General features: G+C 72.2%; 12 protein-coding genes and 1 pseudogene. 9 read left to right on the top strand and 4 right to left on the bottom strand.

All coding sequences use genetic code 11. The features are described 5' to 3' along the window. Positions 1–97: 97 nt before the first annotated feature. Positions 98–1,402, bottom strand: a complete 1,305-nt coding sequence (locus tag ACH4S9_RS38445) for a CitMHS family transporter (protein ID WP_398376323.1) — start codon at positions 1,400–1,402, stop codon at positions 98–100. A 144-nt stretch (positions 1,403–1,546) separates the two neighbouring features. On the opposite strand from ACH4S9_RS38445, the gene ACH4S9_RS38440 reads away from it, so the two are divergent. The 6 genes and pseudogenes from ACH4S9_RS38440 (at position 1,547) to ACH4S9_RS38415 (ending at position 8,584) form a co-directional block, all read left to right on the top strand. Next, positions 1,547–2,482 carry a LysR family transcriptional regulator gene (locus tag ACH4S9_RS38440; RefSeq protein ID WP_398376472.1) on the top strand — a complete coding sequence of 312 codons (936 nt, stop codon included), beginning with the start codon at positions 1,547–1,549 and terminating at the stop codon, positions 2,480–2,482. A gap of 86 nt (positions 2,483–2,568) precedes the next feature. Beyond that, on the top strand, positions 2,569–3,807 hold the full coding sequence (locus ACH4S9_RS38435) for a CaiB/BaiF CoA transferase family protein (RefSeq protein ID WP_398376322.1): 1,239 nt from the start codon (positions 2,569–2,571) through the stop codon (positions 3,805–3,807). Then, on the top strand, positions 3,797–4,717 hold the full coding sequence (locus tag ACH4S9_RS38430) for an HpcH/HpaI aldolase/citrate lyase family protein (protein WP_385348585.1): 921 nt from the start codon (positions 3,797–3,799) through the stop codon (positions 4,715–4,717). Before ACH4S9_RS38435 ends, ACH4S9_RS38430 begins: the two co-directional genes overlap by 11 nt. Positions 4,718–4,939: 222 nt before the next feature. Next, positions 4,940–5,665, top strand: a pseudogene (locus ACH4S9_RS38425) (SGNH/GDSL hydrolase family protein); the annotation flags it as partial. 8 nt (positions 5,666–5,673) lie between these two features. Then, positions 5,674–6,678 carry a cellulase family glycosylhydrolase gene (locus ACH4S9_RS38420; RefSeq protein WP_398376321.1) on the top strand — a complete coding sequence of 335 codons (1,005 nt, stop codon included), beginning with the start codon at positions 5,674–5,676 and terminating at the stop codon, positions 6,676–6,678. 85 nt (positions 6,679–6,763) lie between these two features. Then, positions 6,764–8,584, top strand: a complete 1,821-nt coding sequence (locus tag ACH4S9_RS38415) for a glycoside hydrolase family 9 protein (RefSeq protein WP_398376320.1) — start codon at positions 6,764–6,766, stop codon at positions 8,582–8,584. Between the two features lie 48 nt (positions 8,585–8,632). On the opposite strand, the gene ACH4S9_RS38410 is transcribed toward ACH4S9_RS38415, so the two are convergent. Continuing rightward, positions 8,633–13,279, bottom strand: coding sequence for a putative T7SS-secreted protein (locus tag ACH4S9_RS38410; protein ID WP_398376319.1), 4,647 nt, complete (start codon positions 13,277–13,279; stop codon positions 8,633–8,635). A 204-nt stretch (positions 13,280–13,483) separates the two neighbouring features. Then, positions 13,484–13,972, bottom strand: coding sequence for a glutathione peroxidase (locus ACH4S9_RS38405; protein WP_361185287.1), 489 nt, complete (start codon positions 13,970–13,972; stop codon positions 13,484–13,486). Between the two features lie 157 nt (positions 13,973–14,129). Between ACH4S9_RS38405 and ACH4S9_RS38400 the strand changes: the two genes are divergently transcribed. Together ACH4S9_RS38400 and ACH4S9_RS38395 are read left to right on the top strand one after the other, a co-directional pair. Beyond that, positions 14,130–14,675 carry a hypothetical protein gene (locus ACH4S9_RS38400; RefSeq protein ID WP_398376318.1) on the top strand — a complete coding sequence of 182 codons (546 nt, stop codon included), beginning with the start codon at positions 14,130–14,132 and terminating at the stop codon, positions 14,673–14,675. An 80-nt stretch (positions 14,676–14,755) separates the two neighbouring features. Beyond that, complete coding sequence (locus tag ACH4S9_RS38395; protein ID WP_398376316.1) at positions 14,756–15,835, top strand: hypothetical protein; 1,080 nt, start codon at positions 14,756–14,758, stop codon at positions 15,833–15,835. 314 nt (positions 15,836–16,149) lie between these two features. Here ACH4S9_RS38395 and ACH4S9_RS38390 read toward each other — a convergent pair whose 3' ends face one another. Next, positions 16,150–16,392 (bottom strand): hypothetical protein, encoded by a 243-nt coding sequence (locus ACH4S9_RS38390; RefSeq protein ID WP_398376314.1) that lies wholly within the window; start codon positions 16,390–16,392, stop codon positions 16,150–16,152. Positions 16,393–16,487: 95 nt separating this feature from the next. Here ACH4S9_RS38390 and ACH4S9_RS38385 point away from each other — a divergent pair, with 95 nt between their 5' ends. Continuing rightward, complete coding sequence (locus ACH4S9_RS38385; RefSeq protein ID WP_398376313.1) at positions 16,488–17,477, top strand: twin-arginine translocation signal domain-containing protein; 990 nt, start codon at positions 16,488–16,490, stop codon at positions 17,475–17,477. Positions 17,478–17,743 lie beyond the last annotated feature (266 nt).

Here is a 17,743-nt window from a genome sequence, read left to right as displayed (position 1 = left end):
TCTCCTGGGAGTCGTCTCCTGCGCGTTGTTTCCTGGGGTGGTGTCACAGCCTGGGGTGGTGTCACAGCCTGGGGTGGTGTCACAGCCTGGGGTGGTGTCACAGCGGCAGGGCGCCGGTCAGCAGGGCGGCGGCGGTCATCACGAGCGTGGTGCCGAACGCCCAGCGGAAGATGAACCGCTGGTGCTCCCCGAGCTGTACGCCGCTCATGCCGACCAGGATGAAGGTGGCGGCGGTGAGCGGGCTGAGCGGGAAGCCGGTGGTCATCTGGCCGAGGACGGCGGCGCGGGCGACCTCGGCCGGGTCGGTGCCGAAGGAGTCGGCGGTGCCGGCCAGCACCGGCAGGATGCCGAAGTAGTAGGCATCGGGGGTGAAGACGAGGCTCAGCGGCATGCTGGTCACCGCGACCAGCACGGGCAGATGGCCGCCGAGGGAGTCGGGGATCACCTCGACCATGGCGTGGGCCATCTTCTCGATCATTCCGGTGCCGGTGAGGATGCCGGTGAACACCCCCGCGGCGAAGATCATGGTGGTGACCAGCACCACGCTGTTGCCGTGCTTCTCCAGCAGGGCCTGCTGCTCCTCCCAGCCGGGGTGGTTGACCAGCAGCGCGATCACGAAGGCGAGGACGAACAGCACCGGCAGCGGCATGACTTCGAGCACCAGGCAGACCAGCAGGGTGACGGTGAGCAGCAGATTGAAGACCGTCAGCGCGGTGCCGGCCCGCGCGGCCACCAGGGGCGTGCCGGGGCCGTCGCCCACCGCCACCTCCTCGCTCGGCTCGGCGATCGTGCCGAGCCGGGCGCGCTCGCGGCGGCCGATGAAGTACGCGGCCAGCAGCACCCACGCGATGCCCGCGGCGAGGGCGGGCAGCAGCGGGGTGATCACATCGGAGGTGTCCAGCTTCAGCGCGGCGGCCGCCCGCGCCGTGGGGCCGCCCCACGGCACCATGTTCATCACGCCCGCGCCCAGGGCGACCACCCCGGCGAGCACCAGCCGGCTCATGCCCAGCCGCCGGTAGACGGGCAGCAGCGCGGAGATGGTGATGAGGAAGGTGGACGCGCCGTCCCCGTCGAGCGCCACACAGATCGTCAGGACCGCGGTGCCCACGGTGACGCGGAGGGGGTCTCTGCGGGCGATGCGCAGAATGCCGCGGATCAGCGGCTCGAAGAGGCCCGCGTCGATCATCAGGCTGAAGTAGAGCACCGCGAAGGCGATCATGATGCCGGTGGGGGCAACCTTGGACAGCCCGTCCAGCGCCATCGGGCCCAGGTCGTCCCCGTATCCACCGATGACCGCGGTGACCACCGGGGTGAGGACCAGGGCGACCAGCACCGAGACCCGTTTGGTCATGGTGAGCAGCAGGAAGCCGCCGATCGTGCAGAAGCCCAGTGCTGCCAGCATGGCCGCTCGCTTTCTTTCCTCGGATGTTGCCGATGAGTTTCCGAGCGGCGAAAGATCCGCGTCCAGCATCGAACACAGATCTGTCCATGCGTTTAGCGCAACAGTTCCCCGGCGCGGCGCCCGCGCCTATCCTCCCGCTTCATGATGGACGTCACTTTGCGCCAGCTCGCTGCGTACGCCGCGGTGGCCCGGGCCGAGAGCTTTACCGCCGCCGCGGCCGAACTGCATGTGTCCCAGTCCTCGCTGAGCCGCGCCGTCGCGGACCTCGAACGCACCCTCAATATGCGGCTACTGGAGCGCGACACCCGCAATGTGCGGCTGACCCCGGCCGGGTCGGAGGCGCTGCGGATAGCGGACCAGATCCTGTCCGCGCACCGGGCGGGCCTGGCGCAGCTGGGGCGCTATGTCTCCGGTGAGCGCGGCACGGTGGCGCTGTCGACCCTCCCCTCGGTGGCGGCCGTGCTGCTGCCCCCGGTGATCTCCGCATTCCGCGCCCGCCGCCCCGAGGTGACCGTACGGCTGCTGGACGGTCTGGAACGGCCGGTGCTGGAGCGGGTGGTGGACGGGGACGCCGACTTCGCGGTGTCCACCGTGGCCCGGCGCACGGCCGGGATACGGCTGCGCCCGCTGGTCCGCGACCGTTTCGACGCGGTGCTTCCCGAGGGCCACCCGCTCGCCGAGCGGTCCGAGGTGAGCTGGGAGGACCTGAGCCGCGAGCCGTTCCTGGCGGTGGGCGCGGACTCCAGCGTGCGCCGGATGACGGACGCCGCCTTCGCCCAGGCGGGGCTGTCGGCGGACCCGGCGGCGGAGGCGTCGAACGTGGCCACGGTGGGCGGGCTGGTGGCGGCGGGGCTCGGGGTGTCCGCCATGCCCGCCCTGGTGCATCCGCTGGTGGCCCCCGGGAAGCTGGTGCGCCGCCCGCTGGTGGACCCGGTGGTGGAGCGGCGGCTGCATGTGGTGCTTCCGGCGCGGCGGGCGCTGCCGCCGGGGGCGCGCCGCTTTCTGGAGCAGCTGGAGGAGTTCCGCGACGCGGGCCATGAGCTGCCCGACGGGGTCTTCTGGGAGCGGGGCGAAGCCTGATCATGGGCAACTATTGCGAGATCGGCATGAATTGATGCCTGTTCATTGCTGGACCCGCATATGGCCGAGCCCGCAGCCTGACTCTCATGGACCGTCTGAACAGCGACAGCCGAGCGCCTCAGGGACAGCAGGGACAGCGGGGACAGCTGACCGGCCTGAAGGTGGTGGAGTTCGCCCATGTCGTCGCGGGCCCCCTCGCCGGGGCGATGCTCGCCGACCAAGGGGCCGACGTGGTGCATGTGGAGCCCCCGGGCTCGGGCGACGCGGCCCGGGCCATGGGGCCCCGGCGCGACGGCGTGCCGCTGTGGTTCAAGGTCGCGGGCCGCAACAAGCGCTCCGTCACCCTCGATCTGCACCACGAGGAGGGGCGGCGGATCGCCCATGACCTCATCGCCTGGGCCGATGTGGTCATCGTGACCCTGCGCGCGGGGCGGCTGCGCGCCTGGGGGCTCGACTGGGAGGCCGTGCACGCGGTCAACCCCAAGGCGATCCTGCTCCAGATCTCCGGCTTCGGCGCGACCTCCTCCCGGGCCGACGCCCCGGGGTTCGGCAAGATGGGCGAGGCCCGCAGCGGGGTGGTGCATCTGACCGGCTTCCCGGACGGGCCGCCCGTGCACACCGGCTTCTCGCACGGCGACGCGGTCACCGGCCTGATGGGCGCCTTCGCGATCCTGGCCGCGCTGCACCGCCGCGACACCGACCCGGACTTCGACGGCGAATGGATCGACCTGGCCCTCTTCGAGCCGCTGTTCCGGCTGGTGGAGTGGCAGGTCATCGCGTACGACCAGCTCGGCGCGGCCCCGGAGCGGGCCGGCAACCAGCTGGCCGTCGCGCCCGCCGCCGTCATCAACACCTACCGCAGCGGCGACGGCGACTGGCTGACCGTCACCTCGGCCACCACCCGCTCGGTGCTCAATGTGGTGCGGCTGCTGGGCCTGAACGAGGCGGAGTACGCGACCGTGGAGGCGCAGCACGCCGGGCGGGAGCGGCTGGATCACGCGCTGCGGGCCTGGGTGGCCGCGCGCCCGGCCGAGGAGTGCCTGGCGGCGTTCGACCGCGCCGAGGTGGTGGCCTCCCGGGTGTTCAGCGCGGCGGACATCGTCGCCGACCCGGTCTACGCCGAGCGCGAGGACATCGTCACCGTCGACGACCCGGACCTCGGCCCCGTCCGGATGCAGGCCGCGCTGCCGCACTTCCGCCGCAACCCCGGCGCGGTGTGGCGCACCGGCCCCGCGCTGGGCGCGGACAACGGCCTGGTCTACGGGCGGTGGCTGGGCATCGACGAGGAGCGGCTGACGAAGCTGGAGGGCCAGGGTGTCATCTGACCGCGACGGCTCGGACGACCGCCGCGCGCCGCTGCGCTCGCTGCTGTTCGTCCCGGGCAGCAGGACCGGCTGGCTGGCCAAGGCCGAGGCGGCGGGCGCCGACGCGGCCATCCTCGACCTGGAGGACGCGGTGCCCCAGGGCGCCAAGGAAGCCGCGCGAGAGGCGGTGGCCGAGGCCGTCGAACAGGCAGCGGGGCCGATGCGGCTGCTCGTACGGATCAACCCGCTGGACCGCGCGGCGGGCTGGGCGGGCGCGGACGATCTGCGCGCCGTGGCGCGGGCGGGGCTGTACGGCGTGGTGCTCCCGAAGGTGGACCGCGCCGACGACGTACGGGTGGCCGACCGGCTGCTGACGTGGTGCGAGCGTGAGGCGGGCCTGCCCGAGGGGCGGATCGCGCTGGTGCCTCTGCTGGAGACGGCCCGCGGGCTGCGCGAGGCGTACGACATCGGGCGGGCCGCCGGCCGGGTGGCGCACCTGGGCGCGCTGACCGCCCCGGGCGGGGACGTGGAGCGCGCGGTCGGCTACCGCTGGAGCCCGGGCGGCGAGGAGACACACGCGCTGCGCGCCCGGGTGCTGCTCGACGCGCGCGCCGCGGGCAGCCCGCACCCGGTGGCCGGGCTGTGGGCGGATGTCGCCGACCTGGCGGGCCTGCGGCGCTTCGCGGAGCAGAACCGGGCGCTGGGGTACGAGGGGATGGCGGTGATCCACCCGTCCCATGTGGCGGTGGTCAACGAGGTGTTCTCGCCGGACGCCGAGGAGCTGGCGCGGTGCGAGCGGCTGGTGGCGGCGGTCGCGGCGGCCCAGGCGCGGGGCGAGGGCGCGGTGCTGTTCGAGGGGCGGATGGTGGACGAGGCGATGGCGGAGACCGCGCGCCGCACCCTCGCCCGGCACAACTCGCCCCCTGCCTGAACTTGTGGTGAGTTTGAGACGGTGACACGCCGAAGCCACGGCGTGTCGCCGTCTCGTATGCACCACGAAGCCGCCGACCCCGATTGACATACTCCAGCAACGTGGTTACACACGATTGGGAGCGCTCCCACCCCACCGAGCCGAGGAGGAACGGCCGTGCGGAGAACGAGGCTTCTGAGGACACTCCTGGCGATCCCGGCACTGACCCTCGCCCTGACCGCGATGCGGCCGGTAAGCCCCGCACCGGACACCGCGACCGCCACGCCGGACACCACCGCCGCCGCCGCGGACACCGCCGCCGCGCCGGTACGCATCATGCCGCTGGGCGACTCGATCACCGGCTCGCCCGGATGCTGGCGGGCGGTGCTGTGGAACAAGCTCCAGAGCACCGGCTACACCTCCGTCGACTTCGTCGGCACGCTCGGCCCGCAGGGCTGCGGGGTGCCGTACGACGGCGACAACGAGGGCCACGGCGGCTTCCTGGCGACGGCCGTGGCGCAGCAGAACCAGCTCCCCGGCTGGCTCGCCGCCACCCGCCCGGACATCGTTGTCATGCACTTCGGCACCAACGACGTCTGGAGCAATATCGCCCCGGACCGGATCCTGGCCGCCTACAGCACCCTTGTGGACCAGATGCGCCAGAGCAACCCCGACATGAAGGTGCTCGTGGCGCAGATCCTCCCCATGAACCCCGGCTCATGTCCGGAGTGCGCCGCCCGGGTGACGGCGCTCAACGCCCAGATCCCCGGGTGGGCGGCGGCCAAGAGCACCTCGCGCTCCCCGGTGGTCGCGGTCGACCAGTGGAGTGGTTTCTCCACAGCCACCGACACCTACGACGGGGTGCATCCCAACGCCTCGGGCGACAACAAGATAGCCGCCCGCTGGTACCCCGCGCTCACCAAGCTGCTGACACCCGGTTGGACGAACCGGGCCCCGAGCGCTCCCGGGAGCCGATGATGCGCGCGACCACCCGTATCGGCCACATCGGCACGGCGCTCGGCGCCGTCGCCGCCGTCCTGATGTCCGCCCTCGCCCTCGCCCCGACCGCCCACGCGGCGACCGGCCTGCATGTGAGCAACGGCCGGCTGGTCGAGGGCAACGGCTCCGACTTCGTGATGCGCGGGGTCAACCACGCCCACACCTGGTTTCCGACCAGGACCGCCAAGGCCCTGTCCGACATCAAGGCCCTGAAGGCCAACACGGTGCGCGTGGTGCTGAGCACCGGGGACCGCTGGACGAAGAACGACACGGCCGACGTGGCCAACGTCGTCGCGCAGTGCAAGCAGAACCGGCTCATCTGTGTGCTGGAGGCCCATGACACCACCGGCTACGGCGAACAGGGCGGGGCGGTCACCCTCGCCCGCGCAGCCGACTACTGGATCGGTGTCCGCTCGGCCCTGGCCGGCCAGGAGAACTACGCCGTCGTCAACCTCGGCAACGAGCCGTACGGCAACAACAACGCCGCCGCCTGGACCGCGGACACCAAGGCCGCCATCGTGAAGCTGCGCAACGCCGGGATCCACAACGCGCTGATGGCGGACGCGCCCAACTGGGGCCAGGACTGGACCTTCACCATGCGCGACAACGCCGCCTCGGTGCTGGCCGCCGACCCGGACCGCAACACGGTCTTCTCCATCCACATGTACGGCGTGTTCGACACCGCGGCCGAGGTCAAGGACTATCTCACCCGCTTCGTCAATGCCAAACTGCCCATCGTAGTCGGCGAGTTCGGGCACAACCACTCCGACGGCAACCCCGACGAGGACGCCATCATGGCCACCGCGCAGTCGCTCGGGCTCGGCTATCTGGGCTGGTCCTGGAGCGGCAACAGCGGCGGGGTCGAATATCTCGACATGGCCACCAACTTCGACCCGGCGGCCCTCACCAGCTGGGGCCAGCGGATCTTCAAGGGGGCCAACGGCATCGCCGCCACCGCCAAGGAGGCCACGATCTACCGCTGAACCGCCGACACGACCCGTCAGCCGCCGTCCGCAGCCCGCGCCGGCCGGACACCGCGCGACCTCGACCTCGACAGAAAGGTCCGTCATGCCCGCTCGCCTTCCCCGTCCGCGCGGTGCCCGCGCCGCCGCCACTCTGCTGGCCGGCGCGCTGCTCCTGATCGCCGCCCCGGCCGCCCCAGCCGCTCCGGCCGCCCCAGCCACCGCGGCGGCGTCGTCGGCCGTCCAGGTCAACCAGGTGGGCTATCTGCCGGGCGGCCCCAAGCGCGCCACCGTCGTCACCACCGCCACCACCGCGCTGCCCTGGCAGCTGCGGGACGCCAAGGGCGCGGTGGCCGCCTCGGGCACCACCGCCGTGCGCGGGGCGGACGCCGCCTCGGGCGACTCCACGCACCTCGTGGACTTCTCCTCGTACCGGGGCACGGGCAACGGCTACACGCTCACCGTCGACGGCCGGGCGAGCCACCCGTTCGACCTCCGCGCCGACCTGTACGACGGGCTGCGCGCGGACGCGATGTCCTTCTTCTACCAGCAGCGCAGTGGCATCCCGATCGAGGCGTCGCTGGCGGGGGCGGCGTACGCCAGGCCCGCGGGACACCTGGGCGTCGCGCCGAACAAGGGGGACACCGGCGTGCCGTGCCAGGCCGGGGTGTGCGACTACACCCGGGATGTCCGCGGGGGTTGGTACGACGCCGGTGACCAGGGCAAGTACGTGGTCAACGGCGGCATAGCGGTGTGGCAGACGGTGAACTCCTTCGAGCGCGCCAAGCGCGCGGGACACCAGGCCGCGCTCGGGGACGCCACGCTGCGGGTGCCCGAGCGCGGCAACCGCGTCCCCGATGTGCTCGACGAGGCCCGCTGGGAGCTGGAGTTCCTGATGCGGATGCAGATCCCGGAGGGCAAGCCGCGGGCGGGCATGGCCTTTCACAAGATCCACGACGCGCAGTGGACCGGTCTGCCCACCCGCCCCGAGCAGGACTCCCAGCCGCGCGAGCTGCACGCCCCGTCGACGGCGGCCACGCTCAACCTGGCGGCGGCCACGGCCCAGTGCGCCCGGGTGTTCGCGGCGTACGACAAGACCTTCGCCGCCCGCTGCCTGGCCTCCGCCCGCCGCGCCTGGACCGCGGCGAAGGCCAACCCGAACGTGCTCGCGCCGGATTCGGACGGCACCGGTGGCGGGGCGTACGGGGACGCCCGGGTCGACGACGAGTTCTACTGGGCGGCGGCCGAGCTCTACGCGACCACCGGCGAGAGCGCGTACCGGGACGCGGTCACCTCCTCGCCCTTCCACACCTCGGCCGACGCGTTCACCCCGCTCGGCTTCGCCTGGCCCGAGACCGCCGCCCTGGGCCGGATCACCCTGGCCACCGTCCCCAACGGCCTGGCCGCCGACGACCGGGCCCGGGTGCGCGCCTCGGTGGTCACGGCCGCCGACGGCTATCTGGCCGCCATGGCCCGCCAGGGCTACGCGGTGCCACTGCCGGTGGACGGCTATGTGTGGGGCTCCAACGGCCAGGTGGCCAACAACGCGAGCGTCATCGCCGTCGCGTACGAGCTGACCGGGCAGGCGCGCTACCGCGACGGGGCGCTGGAGGCGCTGGACTATCTGCTCGGCCGCAACGCGCTGGGCCAGTCCTATGTGTCCGGCTACGGCGAGCAGGCGTCCCGCAACCAGCACCACCGCTTCTGGGCCCACCAGTACGACGCCTCGCTGCCCAACCCGCCCGCCGGGTCGCTCGCGGGCGGCCCGGACTCCGCCCTTCAGGACCCGGTGGCGCAGGAGAAGCTGCCGGGGTGCGCGGCGGCCAAGTGCTACATCGACGACATCGGCTCGTACTCGACCAACGAGGTGGCGATCAACTGGAACGCCCCGCTTGCCTGGCTGGTCGCGTTCGCCGCGGAGCGCTGAGCGGGCTGAACGGGCTGAGCTGACCGAGCGGGGGCCGAGAGCCCCCGCTCACGGTATGACCTCCCGGCACGCCGCCCAGTGCACGTTGCCCATGTTCGGCTGGAGCAGCTGCGAGAGCGGGGTCTCCCTCGTCACCGTCACCGGCTTGCCCGTGATCGTCAGACCGTCGGGCGGGAAGAGCGAATAGTCCCAGACCTGTTGGCCCGGTTCGACGACCTTGGCCGAGCCCAGCGGCTCGGTGCCGAGCTCGATGCGGTTGGCCTTCGGATTCTTGAGCATCCCGCCGTGCTCGACGTACAGGTGGAGTCTCGTCCCCTTCGGGACTGTGACCATGACCTCTCGGCCCGGACGGGTGTCTTCCGACCAGATGGCGCCGTGGCCGCTGAGAACGGTGTCGCCGTCCGGCCGCCCCGCATGCGAGGTGCCGGGTGTACATGGGCAGAGGCCCAGCGGGTCGACCCAGGCGTGCGGGTTCGCCACATACGCGACGGGGTTGGGCGCGGCGGCCAGGCCGAGCGGGTCGGGGCTGGTGTAGCGGGCGGTCTCGGGGTCGTAGTAGCGGAACCGGTTGTAGTGGAGTCCGGTTTCGGGGTCGTGGTACTGGCCGGGGAAGCGCAGTGGCGTGTGCGCCTCCTCGGCCGCCGCGGGGCCGGCCGCGCCCCACAGGGTGGCGTGGTGGCGCGCGACGATGTCGCCGTTCTCGTCGAGGAGTTCGCTGGGGGTGCCCACCAGGTCGGTGACGATGCCGAAGAATCTCCGGTCGATCTCCCGACGGCCCATGTCGTCGGTGACGCGCTCGGTCTGCGCGACCGGGCGGAGCCCGTCGTGGTCCCAGGTGAGGGTGGTCGGCTCGGGCCGGACCTGCCCGGTGGTGGTCTGCTCGACGAGCGTGGAGCCGTCCCAGACGAAGTCCACACGCTCGATGACGGTCTCGCGGTCGGCGGCGAGCCGCAGCTTGGCGGTGCGCCGGCCCAGCGGGTCGTACAGATAGCGCCAGACGGTGCCGTCGGGGGTGGTGACGGAGGTCAGCCGGTCCTCCGCGTCCCATGCGTACCGCCAGGTGTCCGGCTTGCGTGACAGCCTGCTCCGCCGCTTCAGGGTGATCCGGCCCGCCGCGTCGTACGTGTAGCGGACGCGTCCCGCGCGGGTGACACGGGTGCCGGTGTAGGCGCGGGGGCCGGTGGCGTCGGAGTGTGAGGCGAACGGCGCGGGCCAGGAGGCGAAGGTCTGGTTGCCCGCCTCGTCGTACGCGTAGCTCTCGCCCCGCCCGCCGGGGGCGTGGACGGCCGTGACCCGGCCCGCCGGGTCGAGCTCGAAGCCGTGTGCGCCACGCAGGTGGTCGTCGACTCCGGTCAGATGGCCGTCGGCGCGATAGGTGTACACCCGGCGCTGCACGGTGGCGCCTTCGGCGGCCGGGGGGTGGCCGGCGAGGGTCTGCTCGGCCAGCCGGCCGGCCGGGTCCCAGACCTGCGCGAGCGTGGCGCCGGCGCCGATGCGGCGGGAGGTCTCGCGGCCGGCCTCGTCGTACGCGGAGGCGATGGTGTGGCCGCCGGCCTTGAGCGTGGTGCGGTGGCCGGCGGCGTCGTACGCGAAGGAGGACAGCGCGCCGGAGGGGGTGACGCGCCGGACGGGCCGGCCGAGCGCGTCGTAGGTGTGCGCCAGGACCCGCCCGCCGGACAGCTCCGACTTGACCCGGCCCATCAGGTCGCGGTGGAAGGCGAGTTGGGCGTCGGGGCCGTCGGTGGACGCCAGCCGGCCGGCCGGGTCCCAGGCGAAGGTGGTGACCCGGCCGTCCGCCTCCTTGCGCACGATCCGGCCCATGGCGTCCCTGGTGAGGACGACCGTCTGGCCCAGGGGGTTGGTGCGGGAGACGAGCCGGCCGGCGGCGTCGTACCGGTAGGTGGACGTACGGCCGTCGAAGTCGGTCTCGCTCAGCGGGCGGTCCGCCGGGTCGTACGCATAGGTCCAGGTGAGGCCCTGCGGATCGGTCACCCGGGTGAGCCGCAGCCGGGTGTCGTAGGTGTACTCGACGCGGGCGCCGTCGGGCCCCGTGCGGGCGGCCACCCGGTCGAAGTGGGTGTACTCGTACGAGGTGACCCGGCCCAGGGCGTCGGTGTGCGCGACGCAGTTGCCCTCGCCGTCGTAACGCCAGCTCTGCCGGGCGCCATTCGGGTCGGTGTGCGCGGCGAGCCTGCCCTCGACCGTCCACTCCATGCGGGTGGTGGCGCCGAGCGGGTCGGTGACGGCGGTCGGGCGGCCGAAGGCGTCGCGGTGGTAGGTGGTGACGGCGCCCAGCGGATCGGTGATCTCCAGCGGCAGGCCCGCCGAGTCGCAGCGGATCCGGGTGGTCCCGCCGAGGGGGTCGATGACCGAGGTCAGGGCGCCACGCTCGTCGTAGCCGTACCGGGTGGTGTGGCCGGCGGGGTCCGTGGTGGCGGTGCGGTTTCCGCGCTCGTCGTAGGTGTGGCGCCACACCGTCCCGTCGGCGTCGGTGAACTCCACCGGCAGCCCCAGGCGGTTGCGGGCGAAGCTGCGGGTGTGACCGTCCGGTGTGGTCAGCCGGGCCAGGCGGCCGGCCCCGTCGTACGCGTAGCGGGTGGTGTGCCCGAGCGCGTCGGTGTGGGCCAGCGGGCGGCCGTGGCGGTCGGCCCTGGTGCGGACGGTGTTGCCGAGCGGGTCGGTGACGGCGACGATCCGGCAGCGGTCGTCGACCAGGTAGCGGGTGGTGTCGCCGTCGGGCGTGCGGACCGCGGTGACGCGGTGGCCGGTGTCCGGGTCGGCGCCGTCGTAGTCGATACAGAGCGCGACATGGCCCTCGGTGCCGCCCTGGGAGACCACGCGGTCGCGGTCGTCGTAGACGTACTCGTAGCGCCGGTCGTTGGTGTCCACCCAGGCGATGACCCGGTGGTGGGTGTCGTACTCGAAGCGCAGCGGGAGGCCGCTGGAGCCGGTGACCTCGGTCAGGTCGCCGTCGGTGTAGCCGTAGCGGACGAGTTCGGTCTCGCCCAGGCGCAGGGCGGTGATCCGGCCGCCCTCGGTGGCGAACGTCAGGTGGTAGCCGCCGTCGTGGACGATGCCCGTGGGGGTGCCGTCGGTGTCGTGGGTGAAGGTGAGGCGGTGGCCGTTGCGGTCGGAGATCTCGGTCAGCGGCGCCTCGCCGTCCGCGCCGGGCGGCCCGTCGGCGGGACCGGTGTACCGCCGGACGTGGCCGGTGTCCGGGTCGATGACGGTGTAGTCGCCGCCGGGGGTGCGCTCCAGCGGCCACCGCGGGCCCAGTTCTGGCAGGGTCGGCACACCGGGGGCGGGGTGCGGGTAGGACAGCAGCAGTCCGTCGGCGCCGACGAGGACGACGCCCCGGTCGAGGATCTCCAGTCGCTGATCGGCCGTGCTGGACCACGAGGGGCCGAACCAGCGCCCGGCGCGGTAGCCGGACTCGGCCCTGCGCCAGAACACCAGCGGCAGCAGGCCGGGCAGGGACACATCGGTCTGCGGCAGATACATCTTCCCGGTGGCCAGGTCCACCGGGTCGGTGTGGCCGGTGGTCCTGGCGGAGTCGGGCGCGCTGTGCGACGCGGCGCCGTCCTTCTCGAGCTGCGCGTGGCCGCCGGACTTCCCCTTCCAGCTGCTGGGCCTCCAGCCCCTGCCCGGCGCCCGTTCGGCGGCCTTCAGGAGGTCCTTGCCCGCGGTGGCGAACGACCGCACACCCCCGAGGCCCTTGGTGCCGACCAGTTCGGGCACCAGCCTCCCCAGGCCCTCCGCGGGGTCCTTCTCGAAGGAGTCCCACATGGCCCGCAGCGCCGTGGCCGGGTCGTTCGCCATCCGGAGCAGACCGGCGGCGGTGTCATTGAGACGGGTGGCGTATTCGGCGGGGTGGGTGAGGTTGTAGGGGTCCAGGGCGTTCACGGAACGGACGAAGTCCACCAGCCCCGCCGTGCCCTTGACCACGCCGCCGACGAAGTGGCTCCCGTCCAGCCGCAGCCCCTCCACCCCGTCCGCCGCCCGCCGGAGGTACGAGGGTTTGCGCGGGGCCTTGTCGCGCGCCACCGCCACCGCCCGCTGAGCGGTGAGGTGTGCCGCGTCCCGCTGCCGCCGCGCCTCGCCGAGGACGTCCTGGGCCGCCTCGATGTCGGCGCCGCCCGGGTCGTGGCCGGCGGACGCCCCGGCGGGCCGGCCGGTGCGGACCGCCTCGGACGCCTTCCGGCCCCTGCGGTAGGTGCGGACGGCGTCGTCGGCCTGCTTCTGGGCCCACTCCACGGTCTCGGCGAACTCGCGCAGCGCCGCGGCCGCCTCTCCGCAGGCGTCGGCCGCGACATACCACTTCTTCGGCTCGGCGGACACCCGTCGGGTGAAGGCCGCGGCGGACCGTCCCTTCAGGGTGTCGAGGGCGTCGGGGCCGACCCCTTGGAGCCCCTTGCCGACGTCGTTGAAGGCGTTCTCGAAGGCGGTCAGGTGGTCTGCGGTGGCCCGCAACCTGTCGGGGCTGCCGTGGATGAGCTGCCCCGGGTCCTCGGTCTGGTCCAGCCGCATCTCCCCGACGTCCGCGCCCAGCGCGTTCGCGGCCGAGTCGGTCGTACGCCGGACCCAGGCGGCCCCGTCGGCCCAGCCCATGCCGTCCAGCCGGTCGGCGGTGAAGTCGCCCACTCCGTCGACGGCCTCGCCGACGTTCTCCACTTGATCCTCGACGAAGCGCTGCACCGGATCAGGTATGAAATCCCCGAGTCCCACCGCGTGTACCCCCGTACGTGTGCAGGTGCAGCGGTGAGCCTACTGGCGGCGCGGGCCACCGGGAGCGCCCGGGCCACGGGTTTGAGGAGGTTCTGAGGAATCGCGTAGGCGGCCGGCCCGCGAGGGCGGTTTCCCCGCGGGCCGGTGCGCGGTCGTGCGCCCGGTGGCGTGGCCTCAGCGGGGCAGCTGCGCCTCGATCGCCGCGACGACCTCCGCCGCCTCCGGCTCGGTCCGCGGCCGGAACCGGCCGACGACCTCGCCGCCCGGCGAGACCAGGAACTTCTCGAAGTTCCACTGGATGTCGCCCGCCTCGCCCGCCGCGTCCGCGGCCTTCGTCAGCTCGGCGTACAGCGGATGCCGGCCGTCGCCGTTGACCTCGATCTTCTCCATGAGCGGGAAGGACACCCCGTAGGTGGAGGAGCAGAAGGTCTGGATCTCCTCGCCGGTCCCGGGCTCCTGGCCCGCGAACTGGTTGCAGGGGAAGCCCAGCACGGTGAAGCCGCGCTCGGCGTAGCGCTGCTGAAGCCGCTCGAGGCCCTCGTACTGCGGGGTCAGCCCGCACTTGGAGGCCACGTTGACCAGCAGCAGCGCCGTGTCCCGCTGCGCGCCGAGGGTGGTGGGCTCGCCGGAGAGGGTGTGCAGGGGGATGTCGTACAGACTCATCGGGAGAACTCGCCTTCGTCGTTCCGTCGGTGCACGGGTCGGTGCACGGATGGGTACACGGATGGGTGCACGGCAAATCTATGCGCTGCCGCCGGCCGTCCGCGGATCCACTCCAGGGTCCGGCGGCCGGTGGCGCGGCGCTCGTCGAGGGGGATGTGTGTCACGGGACGAGGAAGCCGTCGTCGGCTGGCTGCTCATCGTGGAGTACGAGCAGGTGAAGGAGGAGCAGCGGGCACGCATCGGGTTCCGGGACAATCTGCTCTACGCCACCCTCGCCTCCATGGCGGCCATCATCACCTTCTCGCTGCAAGGCGGCGGCCGGCCGGAACTGCTTCTGCTGCTGCCGCCCGCCTCGGTGCTGCTGGGCTGGACCTATCTGGTCAATGACGAGAAGATCTCGGCCATCGGCCGCTACATACGCCAGGACCTGGACCCGCGGCTGTCCGCGCTCGTCCCCGACCGGCCCCGGGTCTTCGGCTGGGAGACGGCCCACCGGGACGACCGCCGCCGGATCTCCCGCAAACGGCTCCAGCTCGCGGCCGACCTGCTGCTCTTCTCGGTGGCGCCGGTCGCCGCCCTGATCGTCTACTGGACCTCCGGCCGGATCGAGGGGCCGCTCGTCGCGATCTCGGTGGCCGAAACCCTGCTGATCTCGGTGTTGACGGTGCAGATCGTGGTGTACGCGGACCTCCTCCGGCCCTGACACCATGGGTCGCTCGGACCGGGCACGCGCGGACGTAGGGGGACAAGGTGTGGGCTGACGGGGGCGGAGGGCGCGCGGAGGTGGTCATCCTCACGGCGCTCGAGGTGGAGTACCGGGCCGTGCGGGCGCATCTGGAGGAGCTGCGCACCGTGGCGGCCGAGCGGGGATCCCTGTTCGAGGTGGGCGTCTTCCGCGACGGCCACACCGGCACATCCGTCGCGATCCATATGACGGGCCCGGGGAATCCGGGCGCCGCGGCCCTGGTGGAGCGGGCGTCGGCGCTGTTCGCGCCGCGGGCCCTGCTGTTCGTGGGGGTGGCCGGCGGCCGCAAGGATGTGGGCCTGGGGGATGTGGTGGCCGCGGACGCGGTGTACGACTACGAGACCGGCAAGGACACCGAGGGCGGTTTTCTGCCCCGCCAGAAGACCCATCAGTCGGCATACGACCTGGTCCAGCTGGCCAGGCATGTGGCGGCCCTGGACGAGTGGCAGCGGAGGATCCACCCGGCCGGGGGCGAGCCGGCGCCGCTCCCCCGGGCCCATGTCAAGCCCATCGCCGCGGGCGGGCGGGTGGTGACGCACCAGCGGTCGGACGTCGGCCGCAGGCTCGCGGCGAGCGCGGGGGACGCGGTGGCGGTGGACATGGAGGGCTTCGGGTTTCTGGCCGGCGCCTATGTCAACCGGGATGTCGACGCTCTGGTGATCCGCGGCATCTCGGATCTGCTCGCCGACAAGAACGAGGCACACGACGAGCGCTGGCAGCCCGTGGCCTCCCGGCACGCGGCGGCGTTCGCCTTCGAACTCCTCCGTCGGCTCCCCGCGACCGCGGCGCCCGCCCCTGTCACCGCGACTGCCCCGGGCCGCCCCGCAGCACGCCGCAAGCTGACGATCCGGGAACTCGGTGAACTCACCGACCTGTTGCTCACCGTGCCGGGGCTGACCTCCCCGGCCGGCTGGCAGCAGCTGCTGGACGAGCTGCCGGGTGTGGGCACGGCAGTGGCCAGGCAGTCGGCGAGCCGGACGGAGGCGCTGGCCCTGCTGCGCACCTGCGAGACGTACGGCGCATGGGCCCAGCTGATGGACGTTCTCGCGGCCATCGCGCCGGACGCCCCGGCCACGGCGGAGCTGACCGCGCGGCTGGCGCTGCTCGGCCCGAGCTGATCGCCAGGATGCGGCTTCCGCGTAGCGGACACTCCACTCGGCGGGGTGAGCGATGCCGTGCCCGTGGTAGCCGTCTTCACCGAATGCTCCCCCTGGTCAGCGCCGTCCGACGAGCTTCAAGCGGGCGGAACGCCGGAGGGAACAGCGAACGGGAGACCCCACAGGTCATTTCGGGAAGCAACCACCGAATTGGGGAACCCCGATCACAACTGCGGACTACGCTTGGAACAGATCACCGCCGTCCCGCAAGGTGCCCCATGGACGAACGCGAAGCCCGCCGCAGCAACTACCCGCTCACGATCCCCGACGGGCTCTTACACAGCGAGGCCCTGCAACGCGCCTGCGCCGCCCGCGACTTCCAGGAAAACTTCCGCCTCGTCAACCGGCGCACCGGCTCCAGCCATGCAGCGATGGCAGCAGCCATCGGAAAGATGACCAGTTCGCGCGTCAGCGACATCATCAGGGGCGTCAGAGATATCCGGGGACAAGAGGTCATCGAACGGGTTGCCGACGGCTTCGGCATCCCGGGCGAAAGCTGGGCTTGCCGACACGCCCATGGGAGTGTTCCCCGGAAAACGGCGGTGCGTCCGATCCGTTCGGCGCGGCAACCCAGTACTTTAATAATACGGTCGAAAGTGGTGGGGAGGAGGATATGGACGTGGATCGACGACGCTTCCTCGGCGCGGCAGCGGTGGCTGCGACCGGTGTCGTGGCTCTGCCCGGCATCGCGGAGGCACGGCAAGAGATCAACGCCGCGTTGTCCGGCTCCAACGCCGGCGACCTGGCCTACCTTGACGAAGCATTCGAGCGGCATCGCGGAGGGTATCGCGGTCGAGCGCCGGCAGTCGCCCTTGCGGAGATGCGAGGAGACCTCGATCTGCTGCGGGATGTCCTGCTCCGTCCGCACCCGGCAGCGGTGCGGACGGATCTGGCCCGTACGGCAGCCGGTATCACCGGGCTGGTGGCAATCATCCAGCATGACCGCGGTGACCAGCGTGACTCACACGGCTGGTTCACCACCGCCGAGCACGCAGCCCGCGGGTCGGGAGACCGTCACATGCTGGCTTGGACGCTGGCCCGATATGCAATGGTCCCGCTCAACTACGGCGCCCCAAGAGCAGCGGCCGAACTTGCCGTCCGAGCACGTGCCGAGGCCGGGCGGAAGCCCTCCGCGTCCGCGGCACTGGCCGCCGCGGTCACCGCGCGGGCTCTGGCAGCGAGCGGCGACCGGCAGGCGGCTCTCCGTGCGGTAGCCGACGCTCGTTCCATCGTCGAGCAATTGGACGGTTCACAGGCTGCCGACACGTGGTTCGGCTACCCGGCCCAGAAGCATCACGTACACCTCTCGCAGGCGTTCACCCTTATGGGCCGAACGCGCGAGGCGTACGCAGAACAGGCCGCAGCGCTCGCACTTACACGCTCATCGTCGGTGATGGCTCGGGCCCTGCTCACAATGGACGAGGCGACCTGTCTGTCTGCGGACGGGGATCCCCTTGGCGCGGCCGACGTGACCGTCGCCGTCTGGGAGGAGTTGCCGCAGGAGTACCGAGGCGGCCTGGTCCGTTCACGGGTCGAAGCCCTGCATCAGACGCTCTCCGGCACCGCTCGGGCCAGAGTAGGTGACGCGCTCGCCGGGCGGTGACCGACGGGCGTCGCCGAAGCCGAGCCGAACCACGCCTTCCCCTCTGCTATCGGCCTTCACGGGGCGCCGGTCGCACCCCGGACTTCGCCTGCTCCACCCACACACGTGGCACACTGCCAACCGAACTCGCAAAAAACCGGTCATACGGCGCCCTTTTCGGGTTACCCTGCGGCTCTTTCTGACCTGATCGACAGCATCAGGGAGCAGCTGTCAAGCACGGCCAGACGTAAACGCAGCCTCCGACCGCTCACACAACAGCAACCACC

It is taken from the genome of Streptomyces sp. NPDC021225 (assembly GCF_044332865.1).
GTDB lineage: Bacteria > Actinomycetota > Actinomycetes > Streptomycetales > Streptomycetaceae > Streptomyces.
This window is presented reverse-complemented; position numbering and strand designations above follow the sequence as displayed.